Source organism: Ruegeria sp. K3 (assembly GCF_056531845.1).
On sequence record NZ_JBQFMM010000014.1, the window covers coordinates 1 to 19,435 of the forward strand.

The 19,435-nt window shown below is 55.4% G+C and carries 17 protein-coding genes; 11 read left to right on the forward strand and 6 right to left on the reverse strand.

The window, feature by feature from the left end; translation table 11 throughout:
* The first annotated feature begins 782 nt into the window (after nucleotides 1–782).
* Nucleotides 783–1,220 (forward strand): hypothetical protein, encoded by a 438-nt coding sequence (locus ACR0MP_RS19845; protein WP_480893864.1) that lies wholly within the window; start codon nucleotides 783–785, stop codon nucleotides 1,218–1,220.
* A 693-nt stretch (nucleotides 1,221–1,913) separates the two neighbouring features.
* On the opposite strand, the gene ACR0MP_RS19850 is transcribed toward ACR0MP_RS19845, so the two are convergent.
* A complete protein-coding gene (locus ACR0MP_RS19850; protein ID WP_480887779.1) occupies nucleotides 1,914–2,915 on the reverse strand; it encodes a LacI family transcriptional regulator in 1,002 nt (333 codons plus the stop codon).
* 173 nt (nucleotides 2,916–3,088) lie between these two features.
* On the opposite strand from ACR0MP_RS19850, the gene ACR0MP_RS19855 reads away from it, so the two are divergent.
* The 7 genes from ACR0MP_RS19855 (at nucleotide 3,089) to ACR0MP_RS19885 (ending at nucleotide 11,623) form a co-directional block, all read left to right on the forward strand.
* Nucleotides 3,089–4,318 carry an ABC transporter substrate-binding protein gene (locus ACR0MP_RS19855; protein WP_480887777.1) on the forward strand — a complete coding sequence of 410 codons (1,230 nt, stop codon included), beginning with the start codon at nucleotides 3,089–3,091 and terminating at the stop codon, nucleotides 4,316–4,318.
* A 72-nt stretch (nucleotides 4,319–4,390) separates the two neighbouring features.
* Entirely contained in the window at nucleotides 4,391–5,317 is a 927-nt protein-coding gene (locus ACR0MP_RS19860; protein WP_480887775.1) for a carbohydrate ABC transporter permease, read from the forward strand.
* The gene (locus ACR0MP_RS19865) at nucleotides 5,310–6,218 is read left to right on the forward strand and encodes a carbohydrate ABC transporter permease (protein ID WP_480887773.1); all 909 of its coding nucleotides are present in this window, start codon (nucleotides 5,310–5,312) and stop codon (nucleotides 6,216–6,218) included. Before ACR0MP_RS19860 ends, ACR0MP_RS19865 begins: the two co-directional genes overlap by 8 nt.
* A gap of 2 nt (nucleotides 6,219–6,220) precedes the next feature.
* Nucleotides 6,221–7,291 carry an ABC transporter ATP-binding protein gene (locus ACR0MP_RS19870; protein ID WP_480887771.1) on the forward strand — a complete coding sequence of 357 codons (1,071 nt, stop codon included), beginning with the start codon at nucleotides 6,221–6,223 and terminating at the stop codon, nucleotides 7,289–7,291.
* Nucleotides 7,288–9,717 carry a beta-mannosidase gene (locus ACR0MP_RS19875; RefSeq protein ID WP_480887769.1) on the forward strand — a complete coding sequence of 810 codons (2,430 nt, stop codon included), beginning with the start codon at nucleotides 7,288–7,290 and terminating at the stop codon, nucleotides 9,715–9,717. Before ACR0MP_RS19870 ends, ACR0MP_RS19875 begins: the two co-directional genes overlap by 4 nt.
* The gene (locus tag ACR0MP_RS19880; protein ID WP_480887767.1) at nucleotides 9,717–10,484 is read left to right on the forward strand and encodes a sugar phosphate isomerase/epimerase family protein; all 768 of its coding nucleotides are present in this window, start codon (nucleotides 9,717–9,719) and stop codon (nucleotides 10,482–10,484) included. The genes ACR0MP_RS19875 and ACR0MP_RS19880 overlap by 1 nt, the downstream gene beginning before the upstream one ends.
* Nucleotides 10,484–11,623 (forward strand): Gfo/Idh/MocA family protein, encoded by a 1,140-nt coding sequence (locus tag ACR0MP_RS19885; RefSeq protein ID WP_480887765.1) that lies wholly within the window; start codon nucleotides 10,484–10,486, stop codon nucleotides 11,621–11,623. Before ACR0MP_RS19880 ends, ACR0MP_RS19885 begins: the two co-directional genes overlap by 1 nt.
* A gap of 608 nt (nucleotides 11,624–12,231) precedes the next feature.
* On the opposite strand, the gene ACR0MP_RS19890 is transcribed toward ACR0MP_RS19885, so the two are convergent.
* From ACR0MP_RS19890 to ACR0MP_RS19900, 3 genes are all read right to left on the reverse strand, one after another.
* Nucleotides 12,232–12,555: a hypothetical protein gene (locus ACR0MP_RS19890; RefSeq protein WP_480887763.1), complete on the reverse strand. Its 324-nt coding sequence runs from the start codon at nucleotides 12,553–12,555 to the stop codon at nucleotides 12,232–12,234.
* 21 nt (nucleotides 12,556–12,576) lie between these two features.
* Nucleotides 12,577–12,774, reverse strand: coding sequence for a hypothetical protein (locus tag ACR0MP_RS19895; RefSeq protein WP_480887761.1), 198 nt, complete (start codon nucleotides 12,772–12,774; stop codon nucleotides 12,577–12,579).
* Nucleotides 12,775–13,069: 295 nt separating this feature from the next.
* Nucleotides 13,070–13,552, reverse strand: coding sequence for a GNAT family N-acetyltransferase (locus ACR0MP_RS19900; RefSeq protein ID WP_480887759.1), 483 nt, complete (start codon nucleotides 13,550–13,552; stop codon nucleotides 13,070–13,072).
* Between the two features lie 252 nt (nucleotides 13,553–13,804).
* Here ACR0MP_RS19900 and ACR0MP_RS19905 point away from each other — a divergent pair, with 252 nt between their 5' ends.
* The 3 genes from ACR0MP_RS19905 (at nucleotide 13,805) to ACR0MP_RS19915 (ending at nucleotide 16,124) form a co-directional block, all read left to right on the forward strand.
* Nucleotides 13,805–14,524, forward strand: a complete 720-nt coding sequence (locus ACR0MP_RS19905) for a sulfite exporter TauE/SafE family protein (RefSeq protein ID WP_480887757.1) — start codon at nucleotides 13,805–13,807, stop codon at nucleotides 14,522–14,524.
* A 277-nt stretch (nucleotides 14,525–14,801) separates the two neighbouring features.
* Nucleotides 14,802–15,611 carry an RNA polymerase sigma factor gene (locus ACR0MP_RS19910; RefSeq protein WP_480893866.1) on the forward strand — a complete coding sequence of 270 codons (810 nt, stop codon included), beginning with the start codon at nucleotides 14,802–14,804 and terminating at the stop codon, nucleotides 15,609–15,611.
* A 39-nt stretch (nucleotides 15,612–15,650) separates the two neighbouring features.
* The gene (locus ACR0MP_RS19915; RefSeq protein ID WP_480887754.1) at nucleotides 15,651–16,124 is read left to right on the forward strand and encodes a YybH family protein; all 474 of its coding nucleotides are present in this window, start codon (nucleotides 15,651–15,653) and stop codon (nucleotides 16,122–16,124) included.
* Nucleotides 16,125–16,673: 549 nt separating this feature from the next.
* Here ACR0MP_RS19915 and ACR0MP_RS19920 read toward each other — a convergent pair.
* Together ACR0MP_RS19920 and ACR0MP_RS19925 are read right to left on the reverse strand one after the other, a co-directional pair.
* On the reverse strand, nucleotides 16,674–17,657 hold the full coding sequence (locus ACR0MP_RS19920) for a TAXI family TRAP transporter solute-binding subunit (RefSeq protein WP_480887752.1): 984 nt from the start codon (nucleotides 17,655–17,657) through the stop codon (nucleotides 16,674–16,676).
* Nucleotides 17,658–18,201: 544 nt separating this feature from the next.
* Nucleotides 18,202–19,134 carry a metallophosphoesterase gene (locus tag ACR0MP_RS19925; protein ID WP_480887749.1) on the reverse strand — a complete coding sequence of 311 codons (933 nt, stop codon included), beginning with the start codon at nucleotides 19,132–19,134 and terminating at the stop codon, nucleotides 18,202–18,204.
* Between the last annotated feature and the right edge of the window lie 301 nt (nucleotides 19,135–19,435).

Below are 19,435 nucleotides of genomic sequence, written 5' to 3' on the forward strand. Positions count from 1 at the left end.
GATTGAAGGGAACGCATGAGGGGATCAGAAAGGAGGATGACTGATCCCCTAACGTTATCGGCGCATTAGAGAGGGGGTCTATCCACGCACCTCGTTCTGGCTGTGTTTGTACCAAACCCTCACAGGTTTCCAATTGGGGGATTCCCGTAAACTTGAGATATAAGTGATCGTTGCGCTCTTCGCTTCCTTGTCCTTATGCCATCAAGAGCTTTGGCTCATTTCAGCAATTCACAGGCGGAATGAAAATTCGCAGGAGCTGCCCCGTCTCCAGTTGCGGGGAAGCAGGGCCTGCCAACAGCTTTATGGTGCGCGACTGATCAGGGGCCGCGCTCAAGCGGGAAACCAGGCAAGAGCAGTCCGCCTCGGCGGGCTGCTATCGCAAATACAGATAATGCCTGGGTGGGGCTAAGCGGGCGTGCCCGTGCGCCCTGCCCTGTCAAAAACAAATGTGAACCGCGCGTCGCGCGCGGATCTCCTATGATGGTTGTCCAGTAGGCGTTTGTTTTTGTTTGATAATGAAGGCCGGAAAAACCTCGAATATCCAGCCGTTCTTCAGCGTGTCATAGATTATCGAGAGCAACTTCCGGGCGGTGGCAATAATGGCTTTGCCTGATCCCTTGCGTTCCTTGATGCGCTGATAAAAGGCGTTCAGATACGCCGCTACAGCATTCTCCCGGTATAACTAAGGGAGCGCTTCCGGTGCGCCAGGGGGTCTTAGGCGCGCAAATGCTGTAGCGGCGTCGTGCGAGTGGTGATGCTCTTTTTGTACCCGAACAGGGCCGATGGCACACTGGCGCTATGTCTCTAGTTTATGTGCTAGGTTTCTCAGGGCACGGCCCTGTATTTTCTGGAATTCAGCCTGTTCACCTTTGATCCCCCTGCCCGCGATCACCAACTGTGCCGTGCCGGGACTGCCGGAGCAAAAGAAAGGGCGACTTGTGCCGCCCGTCCTTGGTTCAATCGTCTTCACTGCTCCGCTTAGGGAAGGCCACCATGTCGACACTGGGGAACATGTTGTGCTTTACCTGGATCGATGTGATGTTGAACCGGTCGTCGGTATGTACGAAGGCTACGCCGCAGCGGTCCCAGAAATTTTTGCCATCTTTTTGGCCGGTTTTGACGTTCAGTTTCAGAGTTTAAGTTGCCATTGCTGGATCCTCGCTTTTGAGTGTTTCGATGAACATGGCCAAAGCGGGCACCAAGGGGATGTCAGCACCTAATTTGTCTCGCGAGGAATGCGCTGTAGGCGCAGGGGAAATTAGGTGTTGAAGCTCTTGATCTTTACGCAGATCGAGAGCGGCTTCCCCGACTGCCCGCTTATGTTCATCTTGAAGAAACACGTGAGCGAGGACCTTCACTGGCAACGGTGTTGATGCTGTCTAACCCGCGAAAAGGCAAAAACGGATGGGGCTGATGCGTTCGGAACCTATGAACGGTTCACCTACGGCGCCGGCAACATCACATCGATCTCCCACAAGCTCATCGATCTGATCCGAGACCTGGTGGCCTTCCCAAAGCGGATCTGCCTGACGGTTAAGATCAATTCTCGGTACACGTCGCCCTTTTCTATTGGCGGAGGCACGGATCGGCATGCCCGCCCCTGGGCCGGTCTCCGCCGGACCAGGTTAACCAGCGGGCTCAAGGTCAGCTGTGCGGGACAAAACCAACTTTCTCCGCGCCTGCAATTGATCGGGCAAGGCACGGGAAAATCGGCCACCAAGCTGCCGTTCGCTGCGGCCGCCAAATTCGCGCTGTGAATGCTAAAGCGGACCTCAGAAAAACCTTGTTGTCCTAGCCGTGGGGAGCAATCGGACCACACCAGGGCCGCCCTGGGTCCTGTTTAATCTGACCCACCGAAAAAAGGCGGATCATGCTATTGGATCGCTTTTCCTATTTACATGATGAAACCGAAGTCACGCCAAGCGGGCAGAAACAAGATCCTGGCTCGGTTTTTCTTCCGGTGACTCGATTGCCTGGATGGCCGCTCTGGCTAGAAAGCTGCCTGCGTTCTGAACATCTTCTCTGACCACCTTGATTGCCTCCCGGAAGTGTTTCAGAAACGGCACAGCCTCTTTGGCAAAAATGTCCAGATCATGCCCAATGACCCGACCGGCCCGTTCTGCCCCAACGCTGGCGAAAATTGCTGCTGTTGAGGATGGAGCGATAATACCGTCGATATCGGTCTGATCTGTCAAGAGCGCTGTAATTCCCCGCTTTATGCTTTCCCCACTTTCGTCGCTGGTAAGCGCCGAGATGGTTTGGAAGTGCGCATCGGTCTGTGAGATCACCTCCTGCGCGCCCCGGAGCATATCCTGTGAATAGTTCTGACTGAGAGGGGGCGTCAGCATCGCAATGCGCCGACGGCCACAGCGGATTAGTTCCTGGGCCGCGATCTTTCCGAAGGATGTATTGTCAAAGTCGAAATACGGATGCTGATCCCGCCATTTCGACCGGCCGTAGGTGGCAAAAGGGAACTTGCGTTCCAGAAGGTGGACGACACGTGGGTCCTCGACTTCAATACGGTTCAGGATCAGCGCATCCGCTGATCCGGTCTCAAGGATGTAGCGGACCGGTTGCATTGGATCCTCACCAGGAAAATAGGGGGTCACAATCAGATGGTAACGGGTGCTACGCAACGCATGCGCGATCGACGATACAAGCTGACCGGTATGATCGGTCACTTCATGATCCGAACACAGGACCAACGAGATTACGTTGGTCTTGCCCGTGCGAAGACGCAAGCCGGCACGGTTCGGGATGTAGCCGATCTGCTCGGCAATAGCGCGCACCTTTTCCTTGGTAGCCAAGCCAATATCCGGTGCGTCGTTCAGAGCGCGTGACACGGTGGGCACCGCCAGTCCCGCAAGCTCGGCGATGGTGCGCAATGTTGGTCGGGAGTTCCCTGGAGGGGGCATTTGAACGCTTGCCTAACATGTTTGTTCCGGGCTTTACGGCCAAAGTGGATTTCGCCTGCACCGATATTTTATTCCCTGAACCTAGCTTTGTTGGCGGTGCGTGTAAATCCGTTGCAAAAAGCTTCTAAAGCGTTACAGTCGTCCACTATATCGATTTAGATTGGGAGGAATCAATGAATCGTTTGGCAAAAATATTCGCCGGAACAGTCCTGACAGGGGCCGGCGCGGCCCATGCGGCGGACCTAGAGGTCACACATTGGTGGACATCCGGGGGCGAAGCTGCAGCTGTTTCCGAATTTGCTAAAGCATTCAATGAAGTTACCGATCATAACTGGGTGGATGGGGCGATCGCGGGGTCGGGTGGCACGGCACGCCCGATCATCATCAGTCGTATTATCGGTGGTGACCCGATGGGCGCGACGCAGCTGAATCATGGCCGGCAGTCTGAAGAACTGATCGAGGCCGGGCTGCTGACGGATCTGACCGAGCTGGCCGAGCAGGAGGGATGGAAGGACATTGTGAACCCCTCATCATTGCTGGAGGCCTGTACATACGAGGGCCGCATTTACTGCGTTCCAGTCAATATCCACTCATGGCAATGGATCTGGCTCAGCCACGGAGCATACGAGACGGCTGGTATTCCTGTGCCAACTAACTGGAACGAATTTGTGGAGACTGCTCCCAAATTGCAGGAGGCAGGCATAGTGCCTCTGGCGATGGGGCAGCAAAGTTGGCAGCAGAACGGTGCATTCGGCGTTCTTGCTATTGCGATCGCCGGCGTGGATGCCTGGCGCAAGGTGGTGGTCGAGCGGGATGCAGATGCCGCAATGGGACCGGAATACAAGGAGGTCTTCGCAGCGATTGAAACGGCGCGCCAGCTCGCCGCCGACTCGAATATTCAGGACTGGAACCAGGCCACAAATATGGTGATCACTGGTAAGGCTGGGGCTCAGATCATGGGGGACTGGGCGCAGGGAGAGTTTCAGATCGCTGAGCAGGTGGCCGGAGAGGATTACACCTGTCTTCCCGGTCTCGGCATGAATAAAGTCCTCGATACTGGTGGTGATGCATTCTATTTCCCTGTTGTAGATGACCCAGAGATTCAGAAGGCGCAGATGGCTCTTGCCTCGACCCTGATCGCGCCGGAAGTTCAGGTCGCTTTCAATCTGAAGAAGGGTTCGCTGCCGGTGCGGGGCGACATCGATCTGTCTGCAGCAAACGAATGCATGCAAAAAGGTTTGGATATCCTCAAGGCCGGAGGTGTTTTGCCGTCCGGCGAGATGAACCTTACACCTGACACACAGACGCAAATCGAAGATCTGATGGCCGAGTTCTGGTCGACTGACATGTCCGCGGCGGACGCTCAGGAACGTTACGCTGACATCATCCGGTCCGCAGAATAGAGCACCACTCACAGGTCCACCTGTCCGGGGATTTGCACCCTCGGGCAGGTGAACTGCGCGCAGAGGACTATCATGTCAGACCTGACATCCGACAACTCGCTTGACCGCCGACACACAAAAAGGCCCGTATCGCTGTTTCGCAATCTGTCGGCCAAGATCGCCTCGATCCCCATGATCCTGACAGCTCTGGTAGTGTTTGTGGGAGGCACGGCCTGGACGGTGGTGCATTCCTTCACGTCTTCCAAACTGCTGCCCAAGCTCAACTTTGTGGGGCTTGATCAGTACGAGCGGCTCTGGACGACCCGGCGATGGTTGGAATCGATTGAGAACCTCGCGCTCTACGGCATTCTGTCCCTGATCTTCACACTGGTCATCGGGTTCACGCTTGCCGCCCTGCTGGATCGCAAGATCCGGGGCGAAAATGTGTTTCGGACAATCTTCCTATATCCCTTCGCGCTGAGCTTCATTGTGACCGGTCTGGCCTGGCAATGGATTCTGAACCCGGACCTGGGCATTCAGTATGTGGTGCGTGGCCTTGGGTGGGAAAGCTTTACCTTCAACCCGCTGAACGACCCTGACATTGTGATGTACGGAATTCTGATTGCCGGTCTGTGGCAGGGGACCGGGTTGATCATGGTCATAATGCTGGCCGGGCTGCGGGGGATCGACGAAGACATCTGGAAAGCCGCCAGAGTCGACGGTATCGGCACGGTCAAAACCTATATCGTGGTGATTATTCCGATGATGCGGCCGGTTTTTGTCACCGCGCTTGTCCTGATAACAAGCGGGATCATCAAGCTGTACGATCTTGTGGTGGCGCTGACCAATGGCGGGCCCGGCATAGCCTCGGAAGTGCCTGCCAAATACGTGATCCAATACATGTTCCGCGCCCAGAATCTGGGTCAGGGATTTGCCGCCTCGACGATGATGCTGATCTCGGTGGTGATCATCCTGATCCCCTGGGCCTATCTGGAATTCGGAGGGCGCAAACGTGGTTGATCTGTCCTCCGACCGCTATGCCGAAGGGCCGCGCGGCCCAAAGCCGAAACGCAGCTTTAGCAGAGCGAACATCTTCCTTTACGGCACGCTGATTGTGGTGTCGTTCTACTACCTGCTGCCGCTTTACGTGATGGTGGTGACATCGCTGAAAGGCATGCCAGAGATTCGGGCCGGGAACATCTTTTCCCCGCCGCTAGAAATTACCTTTGAGCCTTGGGTCAAAGCCTGGGCGCAGGCCTGCACCGGCATAAACTGCGACGGGCTGAGCCGCGGCTTCGGGAATTCGGTCAAAATCCTGATCCCATCGGTGATCCTTTCCATCGCGATCGCTTCGGTCAACGGCTACGCGCTGGCGCGCTGGCGGTTCAAAGGGTCCGAGGTGTTCTTTACCATCCTGATCGTCGGCGCGTTCATCCCCTATCAAACGATGCTGTACCCGCTGGTTATCATCCTGCGCGAGATTGGGCTGATGGGCGATCTGGGCGGGCTGGTCCTGGTGCATACGATCTTTGGCATGCCGATCCTGACGCTGCTGTTCCGGAACTATTTCACCTCGATCCCCGAAGACCTGCATAAGGCGGCCCGCGTCGATGGCGCGAGGTTCTGGAGTATCTATTTCCGCATCATGCTGCCGATGTCCCTGCCGATCTTCGTGGTGGCGATCATCCTGCAAGTGACTGGTATCTGGAACGATTTCCTGTTCGGTGTGATCTATACCAAACCCGAAACCTATCCGATGACGGTACAGCTGAACAACATTGTCAACTCGGTACAGGGCGTAAAAGAATACAACGTCAACATGGCGGCAACGCTGCTGACGGGTCTGGTGCCCCTGACCATCTATTTTGTCTCCGGCAAGCTTTTTGTACGCGGCATCGCCGCCGGGGCCGTGAAAGGGTGAACATGCATTCCGTTGAAATACGCGATCTGGATCTGAGCTTCGGCACCGTCGAAGTGCTCAAGGAGCTGAACCTGAATATCGAGGATGGAGAGTTTCTGGTTCTGCTTGGCTCGTCAGGCTGCGGAAAATCCACGCTGCTGAACTGCATCGCCGGATTGCTTGAGGTCACAGACGGCCAGATTTTCATTAAGGACCGCAATGTAACATGGGAGGAACCCTCGGACCGGGGTATCGGAATGGTTTTTCAGTCCTATGCGCTTTATCCGCAGATGACGGTTGAAGGAAACCTCTCCTTCGGCCTGAAAAACGCGCGTATGCCGCGAGATGAAATCAACAGACGGGTGGCGCGGGCAGCAGAAATTTTGCAGATCGAACCGTTGCTAAAACGCAAGCCTGCGGCGCTGTCGGGTGGTCAACGGCAGCGTGTCGCCATTGGCAGAGCCTTGGTGCGCGATGCTGATGTGTTTCTGTTTGACGAGCCACTCAGCAATCTGGACGCCAAGCTACGCGCCGATTTGCGGGTCGAGATCAAGCGCCTGCACCAGCAACTGAGAAACACTATCATCTACGTCACCCATGATCAGGTCGAGGCGCTGACCCTCGCAGACCGGATCGCGGTGATGAAGGGCGGGCAGATTCAACAACTGGCCTCACCCACGGAGATCTACAACCGGCCGGGCAATCGCTATGTGGCGGATTTTGTGGGCTCTCCGGCGATGAATTTCCTTGAAGGTCTGTTGAGCGAAGGGCGGTTCGAAACCAAGGATCAGGTGCTGTCGGTCGACGAGTATCATTTTGCTCGGCAGCCCGGCGGCCCGGCCACGATGGGCATCCGTCCCGAACATGTGGTGACAGGCGCAACTGCCGAGGCGGTGACGTTCAGCACCGACGTCCCCGTTGAAGTTGTCGAACCTATGGGGTCCGACACGCTCGCCTGGACCCGTTTTGCGGGGGAACCGTTCCGCGTACGGCTGGATGGTCAAACCGGCATTCAGCCCGGCGATCATCTGAGAATCGGGATCGACTTATCCAAGGCCTCGTTTTTCGACGCAGAGACCGAGGTGCGGCTGTGAAGGGTCTGCCGAACGGCCATGCCATCGACCTGACGGGTCACTGGCGTATGCGAGATGTTGACGGCGATTATGATCTGACGATCCGGCTGCCGGGTGACGGGATCACCTCCCTGTACGAGGCGGGGCTGATCCCCGACCCATATGCCGGGCGCAACGAATACGATCTGCGTTGGATTGCCGAACGCGATTGGGTGTTTGAACGGACGTTTCGCCTGGACAATCCCGCCTGCACCCTATGTCTGTCCGAGATCGATACGGTCAGCGAAATCGAGCTGAATGGGACCACAGTCCTGAAAACGGCCAACGCCTTCCGAAGCTACCGGGTCGACGTCTCACAGGCCGCGCGTCAGGGCGAAAACATGCTGCGGATCACCCTGCGGTCCGGCGTTCGGGAAAGCGCGGCCCGGCAGGCTGAACTGCCGTATCCGGTGCCCAGCCATCCCCGGAATTGCCCGATCCCGAACGGGAATATGCTGCGCAAGGTTCAGTGCGATTTCGGCTGGGACTGGAACATTGCGCTGGCCCCTTTCGGCATCTATGGCGACATGCGTCTGGTTCCAAAGGACCAGCCGTATTTTTCGTACATCCGCACGACGCAGGTTCACGCGGAAAATCAGGCAACCTTGACGGTTCAGGCCCGGCTTGACGGAGCCCGCAACGCAGAGGTTCGTTTCGCCGGGCAGTCGCAGACCGTGTCTGCCGATGAGGCGGGAGCTGTCAGGGCTGAATTCGTAGTTGAAAACCCTGACTTGTGGTGGCCAGCGGGCCTTGGGGCTCAGACCCTGTACCCGTTGACGCTGGTCGCTGACGACGTGACCGAGACCCGGCGCGTCGGTGTGCGGGATATTCGCCTTGTCACCGAACCGGATGATGTCGGCACGAGCTTCAGGTTAAAAGTGAACGGGATCGACGTGTTTTGCCGTGGCGCGAACTGGATACCGGCCGATGCATTGCCGGGACGGATCGCCCCAGGGAAAACCCGTGATCTGCTGCAATCCGCTGTGGACGCAAATATGAATATGCTCCGGGTCTGGGGCGGTGGGCGCTATGAGCCTGATAGTTTCTATGCTGCCTGCGATGAGTTGGGTTTAATGATCTGGCAGGACGCCATGTTTTCGTGCAATTTGTATCCAGCCCATGATGCATTTCTGGAAGATGTTTACACGGAAGTGGCCGAGCAGGCCGCGCGCCTGTCGACCCATGCATGTGTCGCCCTTTGGTGCGGAGACAATGAACTGGTTGGCGCGTTGGGCTGGTATGAGGAGAGCGTCCAGAACCGTGACCGATACCTGGCGGCTTACGACCGGCTGAACCGAACGGTTGAACGGGCAGTCAAGGACACGCTGGGTCGTAATGCCAATTGGTGGCCATCTTCTCCGTCGCTTGGGCCGCTCGACTTCGGTGATGGCTGGCACGATGACCGTGCGGGCGACATGCATTTCTGGTCGGTCTGGCACGAGGGGCGCGACTTTGACCACTACCGCGACGTTGCCCCCCGGTTTTGTAGCGAATTCGGGTTTCAGTCTTATCCATCGATGGATGTAATCAGCACTTTCGCAAACACACAGGATTTCAACATCGCCGCCCCGGTTCTCGAAAGCCACCAGAAAAATGCGGGCGGCAACGCCCGTATTGCTGAGACCATGTTTCGGTACTTTCGGTTCCCCGATGGATTCGAAAATTTTGTCTATCTCAGTCAGGTTCAGCAAGGCCTGGCGATCAAAACCGCTGTGTCACATTGGCGCGCGCAAAAGCCGCGTTGCATGGGTACGCTGTACTGGCAACTGAACGACACCTGGCCAGTGGCCAGTTGGTCATCTCTGGACTACGGCGGCGGCTGGAAACTGCTGCACCACATGGCCCGCAGATTCTTTGCCGCGGTGTGTGTCACCGTTGTACCAAACCGCGATGGGTACGCCCTAGTGGTCGTCAATGACACAAAAGAACCGTGCGAAGTCACTCTGACCGCAAGCGTCCTCAGGATGGACGGGCGTGAACGCGGTCTTGGAGATGTCAGGGCGACCATTGCGACTGACCGAGCCACAGAACTTTTGCAGGTACCGAAAGGCGCAGTAGCACCCGAGGAAATCCTGCTGTATCGGGCGACTTTGCCGAACGGGTCAGTGCAGACAGATCACCACGCGCCATTGGCTTACAAGAGCTATGACTTGCCCGAAGCGCATCTTCGACTGGCAACCAGAAAGGGCAGAGATCACACGGATCTGACCCTTACAACGGACCGGCCGGCCTTTTTTGCAGGTCTCGAAGCGGATCGACCAGGGCGGTTTTCAGACAACGCCATGCTAGTCCTGCCCGATGCGCCAGTGCACCTGACGTTCACCCCGACCGTATCCGGACCCGAACCGCAATTTGTGTTGCGAGACCTGCGGTCCGCCACCTATGGCCCCACTGAAAAGGATGTGTAATGACCTCATTCGGCTACCAGCTTTACAGTTCCCGGAATTTTCCTCCGCTCACCGATACACTGAGCTTGTTGGCCTCATATGGGTACGAGGAAATTGAGGGCTACGGGGCGCTGTTTCAGGATGCCGGTTTGCTGGCTCAACTACGGGCGGGGATGGAGCAAACCGGTCTGCGCATGCCAACGGCCCACTTTGGGCAGGAATTTGTGCGCCAGTCCCCGGATCAAGTCATCGCGTTGTGCCGCCAGTTTGATGTCGGGACCGTGTTTTTTCCCTTTCTTATGCCCGATGACCGTCCATCGGATGCGAAAGGATGGGAGGAGTTCGGGAAGTCGTTGGCCGAGGCCGGCAAATCCTTGCAGGACGCAGGGCTCGCCATTGGCTGGCACAATCATGATTTCGAGCTGGCTGATCTGGGTATCCCCGAAACGCCTCTGGATCTGATTCTACAGGCCGCGGATGATCTGCTGCTGGAACTTGACGTGGCCTGGGTTGTCCGGGGCCGACGTGATCCGTTCGACTACATCAAACGCTACGGCGATCGGCTGCGCGCCGTGCATGTCAAGGACATTGCGATTGTTGGAACCTGCGTGGACGAGGATGGCTGGGCCGATGTCGGTCACGGGACGCTGGACTGGCCCGCTTTTTTCGCAGGATTGCAGGACACAAGCGCACGTCACTTCATAATGGAACACGACAACCCGTCCGATCACACCCGGTTCGCCCGGCGATCGATTGAAGCTGCAAAATCGTTCGTGGAGGGATCTTAATGGACATGTTTGGGGTCGGGATCATCGGAGCCGGGAACATCTCGGCGGCATATCTGAGACTTTCACCGTTGTTCAAAGGCTTTGAGGTCCGCGCCATTGCTGATCAGAACCCAGCCGCGGCGGCCGCCAGGGCAGCAGAGTTTGGCATCCGAGCTCAGTCGGTCGAAGCCCTGTTGCGGGCGGACGACATCGACCTCGCTGTGAACCTTACCGTGCCTGCGGCGCATTTTGCGGTGTCCAAAGCTATTCTTGAAGCCGGTAAACATGTCTATTCCGAAAAGCCGATCGTTCTAACCAAAGATGAGGGCGCGAAGCTTTCGCAAGTAGCGGCCGAGCGTGGTCTGCGTGTCGGGTCGGCACCGGATACGTTTCTGGGCGGCAGTCACCAGCAGGCTCGGCAATTGATTGACGACGGGGCCATCGGCAAGGTCATTTCGGGAACCGCCTATGTGATGGGGCCAGGAATGGAACATTGGCATCCCGATCCCGACTTCTTCTTCCTGCCCGGCGCCGGGCCGGTACTGGATATCGGGCCATACTACATAACCAACCTGGTGAACTTGCTGGGTCCGGTAAACAGGGTAGCCGCTTTGTCCCAGACAGCATTTTCTGAACGCATAATACAGTCAGAACCACGTCGCGGTGAAACCGTCCCGGTAAAAACACCAACCACACTGATGGCCATCCTGGAGTTCGCCTCAGGCGCTATTATCAACCTTGGTACCAGTTGGGATGTGAAAGCACATACTCACAGCAACATGGAACTCTACGGCAGCACCGGATCATTGTTTGTGCCCGACCCGAACTTTTTCGGCGGCCCGCTCAAAATCGCAGGCGAGGACGGTCTGACCGAAGTCGTTGAACCGTGGGAGCACCCCTTCGGAATTCCCAACGAAAACCTTCAGGACCCAGAACCGCGCGCCAATTATCGTTGTGCAGGATTGGCCGATATGATCTCCGGCCTGCGCTCCAGTTCGCCTCACCGTTGCGCGCTTGAACTTGCGGTGCACAGCGTGGATGTCATGACGGCAATACTGAAATCGGCCGAGAGCGGTCGTTTCGTTGACATGACAACAACATGCGCTAGGCCCGAACCGCTTCCTCCCACTCTGGCCTCGAGTGTTATTGAACCTGTTTGAGAGCCTCTGGGAAACTCTGTTGCAAAGTCCGGAACCAACACAGCTGTTTGCACAATCACGCAGAAGTAAGGCAGCCAGCTCACCAAGCCGTTTGACAACACGGACTCTGTGCTTGAGCCTGCCTTGTCCGATCAAGGGCACGACTTTTCCCGCCAATGGTTATTAAGTGGCGTCTGCAACTCGGCTTAGGAATGGCGGCCCACAGCTGCCTTCCCTTCCAATTGACCCATTCTACGCCGCAGCCTGTCGAACCTGCCATTAGCCGCGAGTGTGAAATTCAGAGCTCTTCAAAATGAAACCTTGCGGGAAGAACTGACATTGGAATCTACGCTAGTATTGGCGTTGTTTAAGCGCCGTCAATAATGGTCGTATCCCTGACCACTGTGGGCTCGCAAAATGAATTCGACGCAGGGCGCGCAAGCGCCCTGCCCTAACGCGCCACTCCTGTTGGCTGTTTAGCTAGAGCTCAAATTTGGGATCTCGTCCCTAAAGAAACCCCACAACTTTGAGCAAATCGGAGCCAATAAAACGAGAATAGTTCGCGTGCGATACGTGAACGCTGCGTGGATGACCTTCCCCGTGTTCCAATTTCTGAAGCCCAGTTGAGATTAGTGCTTGATATTACTAATTGTCAGCAGGGGAGCACCGTTCTGACCAGTAAGATCGTCACCTACACCTACAATAGAATCTAAATCTCCCCACCAAGTTTCATCTATGACCACATAACTCTTCTTAAGCGTAACGGCATCCTGACCCTCCAAAATGACGTAGTTAAACGTGAGATTGCCATCTGCCATTTGAGGGTTGGTGATCTCCACAATCAATGACGTTGCTTTGCCGTAAACTTCTCCGACAACTGCAGCATTGGGCGGATCTTCAGCAAAGTCATCGTTGCCCTTGTTCCAGATTTCGATCAGTTTTGCCGTTGGCACTACGCTCGCGACACGAAACGGTCAGTCTGTGAAAGCAATCAAGTTGTTATTCACACCAGTCAAGGTGAGTGTTCCGTCAGACAGGCTTACCTCATCCGCGTGTTGGACGAACAGCACTTTGGGTTTTATTTGCGTCTCATCTGAAGACTGTGCTACCGCTGATGTCGAATAACAGGCAACGGCTGCCACTGCTCCGAAAAGTCGTATTGAAATGTTCATTTCTATCTCCCTCAATAACACTACCAAGCTATTCAGAACGCAATCTCGGCTTCTCGTGATGACAATTCTGATGCGCCTTCGCCTTTCATGTGTGCATGGTCTGCTATGCGGATCAAGAGAACAAAAATTGTCGCCAAAGATGCGAGCAAAGGGCGTCACAATCGTTTGCTTGCAGTGGTTGGGAATATATTCTGCGGTCGCAATATACTGCACTAAGATTGAGGTGAGTTTGGGCTCTCGGCGGACCTTCTCTGCAAGGCGTTTAGATGGTGGCAGGGCCGGACGAAACGGCCATTCACAGCGCAAGCGGCAATGTCCTCTTGTAGAACACATCATGCCCATCTTCATGCTCTCGGCTAAATCCAAGCCTTTCGAGAAGTGCATGCGATCGTATATTGTGCTGCTCTGTGTCCGCAATGATCTCATAGACCGAATATCGCGCCTCAAGCTCGGCCAACGTCAATACGCAAGCAGTATATGCAACCGAGCGTCCCCAAACGATTGGTGAGAGAACATAGGCCAAACTTGCCTTGCCATCCCGACTGATCGTCGCCTGTGTGTAGCCAACAACGACGTCTTCCTCGAAGACGGTCCAGTTCAGCCATGTTTCACCACTGGATGCTGGCGCGCCTTTCAAACGCCTTTCAATATCTGCGGTTACAGCTTCCAAAGAGTTCGGTGGCTTATCGTCGAGGAACTCGTAAACTCGTTCGTCTTGAAGAGCAAGGTACAGGCCCTTTGCGTGCGCAGCAGCCTGTTTTTCAATCGTGATCGCCATAGATGCAAAGATACGCTGAGCGCGCGGCTATCACTAGCCGAAAAGCTGACATTCGGAGAAGTGGGGCCTGATGTCTTCTCGACGGCTGCAGGGTGGGGCGAAACGAACTTTGGTTGTTTCTGATCCAATGACTGTTTCAAATGATCACGTGCGGATTCTAATGCTCCTGTTGAAAAAACTGGACTCAGAAGAATCTCGTGCTTCGGTAGCTTCCGGCAACTAAGGTGACAACCGAGCAGGATTGGGAAGCATTTGGACCTTCAACTTGATTTCATGGAACTGTGTTTGGTGACACTGGTGATCCTAATCGGATCAGCAAGCCAAGCGGCCATTGGCATGGGCCTGAACCTCTTTGCGATCCCCCTCTTACTGCTCATCAATCCAATCTATGCCCCCGGTCCGGTGCTGGTAGCGTCCTTTGCGTTGTCTTTTCTCGCACTTTGGCGCGTCCCCGCGAAGGTTGATCGGACCGAATTGAAGTTTGCTCTGATCGGCTTGGCAACAGGAACTGCTATAGCAGGGCTTGTTGCGGCGCTCATCGACAGTTCGAGTCTGACACGGTTGCTAGGGGTATTCGTGGTTATTGGTGTAGGGCTTGCACTTTCCGGTTGGTCAGCGGCTCTTAATCAACGAAACCTGATTGCTGCGGGAGGTGGAGCTGGTTTCCTCGGAACAATAGCCGGTGTCCACGCCCCACCCATAGCCCTCCTGTATCAAGGTTTGGAACCGGATCGGGTGAGAGGCGCGATCCTCACGTTTGTCGGAATCGGTAACCTGTTCTCGATCATTGCCTTGGTATTTGTTGGTCGATTTGGCACCGATCAGGCTATGGCGACGATATTGCTAATACCCGGCGTCCTATTTGGGCTTTGGCTTGCGCCAAGTCTTGCCCGACTGATCAATGCACGTTTGCTTCGGTTTCTTGTATTGTCAATCTCAGCCATTAGCGGGCTGTTGCTGGTATTCGGATAGCTGCCATTCGCGCATCGTGCAGCATCGGTCAAAGGGGCTCTTTCGTAGAATCTGCCGCGCGAAGGACGAATGCTCGCTCTCGGAAATCGCTGCCATCCGCGTCATCGACTATGAACGCACAAGGCGCGGAATGAGCGGTCGTTGGCGTGGTACATTGCAATGTCTGCTTCATCGTGTTTTTCAGAAGTCGCGGCTACCATTCCAAATTGTTTGTCACACTTCGCCTCAATGAGTTGTCTAATAGAACATGATTACTTCAAAAGGCACCGAAAACAACATGGCCCGGATCAGCAAGACCGACATAGAACTGGCCAAAGAAGGCGACGCCAAAGCGTTGGAAAGCCTCGTGCGTGGAGTTCAGGATCGAATTCACAAACTAGCTCTGCGAATGCTGGCTGATCCAGACGCCGCGCAAGATGCAGTTCAAGAAATTCTAATTCGTATCGTTACAAAGTTGTCGACCTTTCGGGGCGAAAGCAGCTTTGAGACCTGGGTCTATCGGGTTGCGACGAATTACCTGCTGACTGCGCGCAAGATCATCACACGCGATCCAGGGCTTTCGTTTCAAATATTCGCCGACGACCTTCTTGACGGGCTGGCGGACGAGAGCAGCCGCGCCGCTGAAGACCATGTGATGCTCAATGAACTGCGTCTGCGCTGCACCATGGCGATGCTGCTGTGCCTCGACCGGGAGCACAGGGCGGCCTATGTGCTTGGCGAAGTTATCGAGTTTGACCACAGCGAAGCGGCGGAGGTCTTGCAGGTCTCTCCTGCCAACTTCCGGAAACGGCTGTCCAGGGCGCGAGCCAGAGTGCAGGAGTTCACTGCAAGCACCTGTGGTCTGGCGGCCGAGAAGGCGACCTGTAGTTGCCGCAGGCGTCTCCCAGCGGCCATGCGCGCGGATCGGATCGGACAGATGCCTTCTGACGTGATGGCGGGCGCGCCCGCATTTGAAGACGTCGCGAAGCTCGCCTCCCGGACGGAGGCGCATCTCGTCGCTGCCAAACTTCAGCGAGCGACTGGACCGTTGAAGTCTCCGAAAGACTTTGCCGCGAAGGTTCTCAGGATCGTGGAACCGCCGGGCTAGAACCCCCACCCAACTGACCCCAAACCAAAGGAGACCAACATGAAACATGCATTCGCGTGGCTGATGGCGCTTGCCCTGAGCCTACCCCAAATGTCGACAGCAGAAGGAAACGATATTACACAAGACCAGCAAGACGTACTCGCGGCCATCGAAACCATGACCACCAGCTTTCAGGCTGCAGACATCACGCGGGTCATGGAGAGCTATGAACCCGGGGCAACAGTGGTGTTTGAGCCCGAAGCCCCCATCAACGATGCAGCCATCCTTGAACAGATGTTCGGCGGAATGGCGGCGATGAACCCGATTTTTGAATACCCCGCAGGCCACGAGGTTATTGTCTCCAGCGACATCGCAATCCATATCGCCCCTTGGTCGATGGCGGCAAAGTCCCCTGATGGCCAAGCAATCACGCAGTCGGGATTGTCAGTTGCGGTCCTCCGCAAGCAGCAGGACGGAAGCTGGAAGATGGTGATTGACAACCCACATGGCGGGCGACTGCTGGCTCAGGATTGATGACGTGGCTGGGACGGACTGAGAGGTACGTCCCGCCAGCGCACTTAGGGGAGATGCCAGTACGCAGATGTCTGCGGGACAGGAATACGTCAATTTCTGCCGCTCAAACCGACATTCGTATGGAGCGCAGCATGCATCACTCTGGGCTCTTTCGTAGAATCTGCCGCGCGAAGGACGAATGCGCGCTCTCGGAAATCGCTGCCATCCGCGTCATCGACTGTGAACGCACAAGGCGGGACAAACCGGACTTGTGCAGCTGCGGCTATTGCTGACGCAGCATTTGTTTCTGAGTTCAGCACGTTCTCAAAGGTGTCGCAGCCGACACCACCAAAGCAGTCATTGGAATCGTCAGGTCGCATTTGTGGGAAACAGCCCCCATCATCGCCGTTTGCCGCGATCCAGGCGTTCAAGTCATTCGGCGCCACTGTCGTATCCGCATCGTCTACGGCGCCGAGTGTTACCGCTGAAGAATAAGAAAGCCCTGCCTTCAGGTGACAACCCTCGCGCCTCGGACGCAGCGTTTTCCTGTTTAAGCGGACCGCAGTACCGTTACTTGATCCAACCCTGTTCTCGATAGTACCGAGCCGCCCCTGGATGCAGAGGCGCGGATAGTCCTTCGCGTATCATCTCTGACGGTTGCAAGCCTCTCAGGGCTGGGTGATCGCGGGCCAGCTGAGGCAGGTTTTCAAATGTGGATTTGATGAACGCATAGACATCGTTCTCGGACACTTCAGCGCTGCTTAGCAAGGTGGCCTTGAAGCCGAAGGTTTTGGTAAGTGATGCCACCCCGCTATACGTGTTCGCTGGAATTGAAACTTGGCTGAGCGCATCTGACCCGGAAACTAATCTATCAATCTGGCGACTAGATACCGAAACCAATTGGATCGGACAGGTCTGTGCCGTTTTCTGAATCCAGTTGGACGGGTAGCCGCTGACGTATGCAACGGCGTCGATTTCTCCGGAACACAACTGTTTTCGCACTCTGTCCTGCTCTCCGGACTTGTAGGTGCCAAAGGCGGATGTGTCCCAGTTTGCAGCTTGGGGAAGCTGTTTCACCAAGTACGTGGCTGAACCACCCAGCTTGACACGTTTTCCGTTCAGATCATCAGCAGACCGGACGTCGGATCCAGCGAGCGAAATGACGGTCAATGGTTCGCTATGAATTGAGAACAAAGAGCGTAGAGATGTGTCCGCCTCACTAGTTTTGAAAGATCGAGAACCCTTAAGCGCGTCTTCTGCCCAATCTGACCGCACCACCACAAGGTCAAACTTGCCCCGGCGCAGCTTTGGCAGATTCTCACGTGGGCCATCTGTGGCTTTGGCGCTGCACTTATAACCAGCGATATCTTGGGAAAACGATTTGCACAGTAGGGTGCCGACTTTGAAATAATATCCGCCTTTCCCCCCTGTCCCCATGTCCAGCCTGGAATCTGCAGCCTGCGAGGCATGCCCGGATAGCCCGAGGGCAGCAGTCAGGAGTAAAGAGGATGGTCGCAGGTACTTTTGCCCTGCCGCAAATATTTTACTAAGCACAATTGGTCCGTATCGTTTAGTTTATACATGCGAGCGTCTTCCGGATATTTCCCATACTCCCCCTTTTTCCTGAGAAGTTTCCATGATTTGGCCCGCTTATCAATGACGATGCGTCTCAAAATAGTGGCGATTTGCATTTGCCAACCCAAAGTTACCTGAACCTGTTCAGTAGCCTCGCGCTTTTGGTGCCGGAGACAGGATTGACGGATTTTCAACTAAGGAGCGGAGTCCGGTATGCGGAGAGGCTATGTGGAAACGCACCGGATCTAGTCTTTTTCTGAGCTTGTGAGTTTTGGTGCGCCCAGCACGAATGGCCGCTCTTACGCCGCATTGCCGTACTCAAGGTGATGCCCGCGCGGCAAAATCTGTGCTGCGAGCGCGCGCAGCGAGAAAATCGAATTCACAGATTGGGCTCTTTGCAGCCATCCGACAGTTTCGGTCAGGATCATTCGGTTCTAGTCGACCTTTAACGGCGGCAACGCGGGACAAACCGTGAATTCGCTGCGGCCGCGCGAATGGCGGCTTTATTGGCAGGCAACTGAAGCTAGCTTAGCTCCAGCAATACAATCTCGGGCGGAACTCCGAACCTGACCGGAGCGATAGAGCATCCTAAGCCGCCAGATACTAACAAATCGCACGCGCGCCCGTCCGGGCGCATTTCAACAACATGTCCGTATGCGTATTTGTTGCCGTAGCGCGAAGGCACGACGGGAGAATGCCCAAATACTCGAAATTGGCCGCCGTGCGTATGACCAGATACGGTCAATGCGACAGGCTTCTGAACTTCCAAAACCTTCGGGAAAATATCAGGCTCATGTGCCATCAAGATCATTGGTTCATTCTCAGGCACTTCATCTAGGGTGCGAGGAAGGTCGTCCATACCTTGCCAAGTTGTTCGGCCATATTCTTTTCTTGGCAGAAGTGCGAGCTGATCACCTAACCCAGCCACCCAAAACGGATTGCCGTTATGCAAGATCCGAACAGACTGATTTTCAAGGACAGGTACGCCGACATTTTGCAGTGCTAGTTGTCCAAAAGTCGGACCATACCCTTGTTTTTGAGCAGTTTTGTCTTCCCACCAATCATGGTTTCCAAGAATTGCATACCGTCCTAGCGGAGCCTCTAATTTGGCTAAGATCGGTGCCCAGTCACTGGAATGCACGTAAGACGTTACAAACCTTGAAGAAATGCCCGCTGAGAAATCGCCGAGCAAAAGTGTGAGGTCAGGCTTTAGGTCATTTGTTCGTTCTACAATTCGTTCAAGGCGACCAACGCTCATCCAAGGATTACATGCATGAATATCCGCCAGAATAGCGACCTTGAGCTTAAGGCCTTGTGTCCAATTTGTAGGTTGCAGCGCATAGCGCGTTACGACCAGCCGCCAAAGCGGTTCAATCGCAAACGCATATGAAGCCAATGCAGCACCAGACACTGCACCCAACCCCAGTGTCTTCAAAAACGTTCTGCGGCTAATCAATTGACCATCACCCTAGTTGACTGTGGAAGCCATTGTTGCAGTGCTTCGAAGTTACCCCTCGACGATAGATATTTGCTGCGGCAGGAAATCTCAATTTCGAAAGCGGCCACCGGTGCTGAGCGCAGCGTCTGTCAAGTTGGGCTCACCCTGGACCTTAGCTGCAACGTGTTCGGACGGCGGCATAGCAGACCAAAACTACCATTCGGCGGAACCCAAGTAACGACCGCAATCCGCCACCAACCAGTAGAATTTCACCCGGAGACGTTCAGTCCCCGAGCGCAGAACATACTGAAAACACTCA

Bases quoted from the DNA above. Each gene is read 5' to 3' on its own strand.
- ACR0MP_RS19855 (WP_480887777.1), top strand. From the start codon at position 3,089: ATGAATCGTTTGGCAAAAATATTCGCCGGAACAGTCCTGACAGGGGCC.
- ACR0MP_RS19860 (WP_480887775.1), top strand. From the start codon at position 4,391: ATGTCAGACCTGACATCCGACAACTCGCTTGACCGCCGACACACAAAA.
- ACR0MP_RS19885 (WP_480887765.1), top strand. From the start codon at position 10,484: ATGGACATGTTTGGGGTCGGGATCATCGGAGCCGGGAACATCTCGGCG.
- ACR0MP_RS19900 (WP_480887759.1), bottom strand. From the start codon at position 13,552: ATGGCGATCACGATTGAAAAACAGGCTGCTGCGCACGCAAAGGGCCTG.
- ACR0MP_RS19870 (WP_480887771.1), top strand. From the start codon at position 6,221: ATGCATTCCGTTGAAATACGCGATCTGGATCTGAGCTTCGGCACCGTC.
- ACR0MP_RS19910 (WP_480893866.1), top strand. From the start codon at position 14,802: ATGGCCCGGATCAGCAAGACCGACATAGAACTGGCCAAAGAAGGCGAC.
- ACR0MP_RS19895 (WP_480887761.1), bottom strand. From the start codon at position 12,774: ATGAACATTTCAATACGACTTTTCGGAGCAGTGGCAGCCGTTGCCTGT.
- ACR0MP_RS19880 (WP_480887767.1), top strand. From the start codon at position 9,717: ATGACCTCATTCGGCTACCAGCTTTACAGTTCCCGGAATTTTCCTCCG.
- ACR0MP_RS19850 (WP_480887779.1), bottom strand. From the start codon at position 2,915: ATGCCCCCTCCAGGGAACTCCCGACCAACATTGCGCACCATCGCCGAG.
- ACR0MP_RS19915 (WP_480887754.1), top strand. From the start codon at position 15,651: ATGAAACATGCATTCGCGTGGCTGATGGCGCTTGCCCTGAGCCTACCC.
- ACR0MP_RS19845 (WP_480893864.1), top strand. From the start codon at position 783: ATGGCACACTGGCGCTATGTCTCTAGTTTATGTGCTAGGTTTCTCAGG.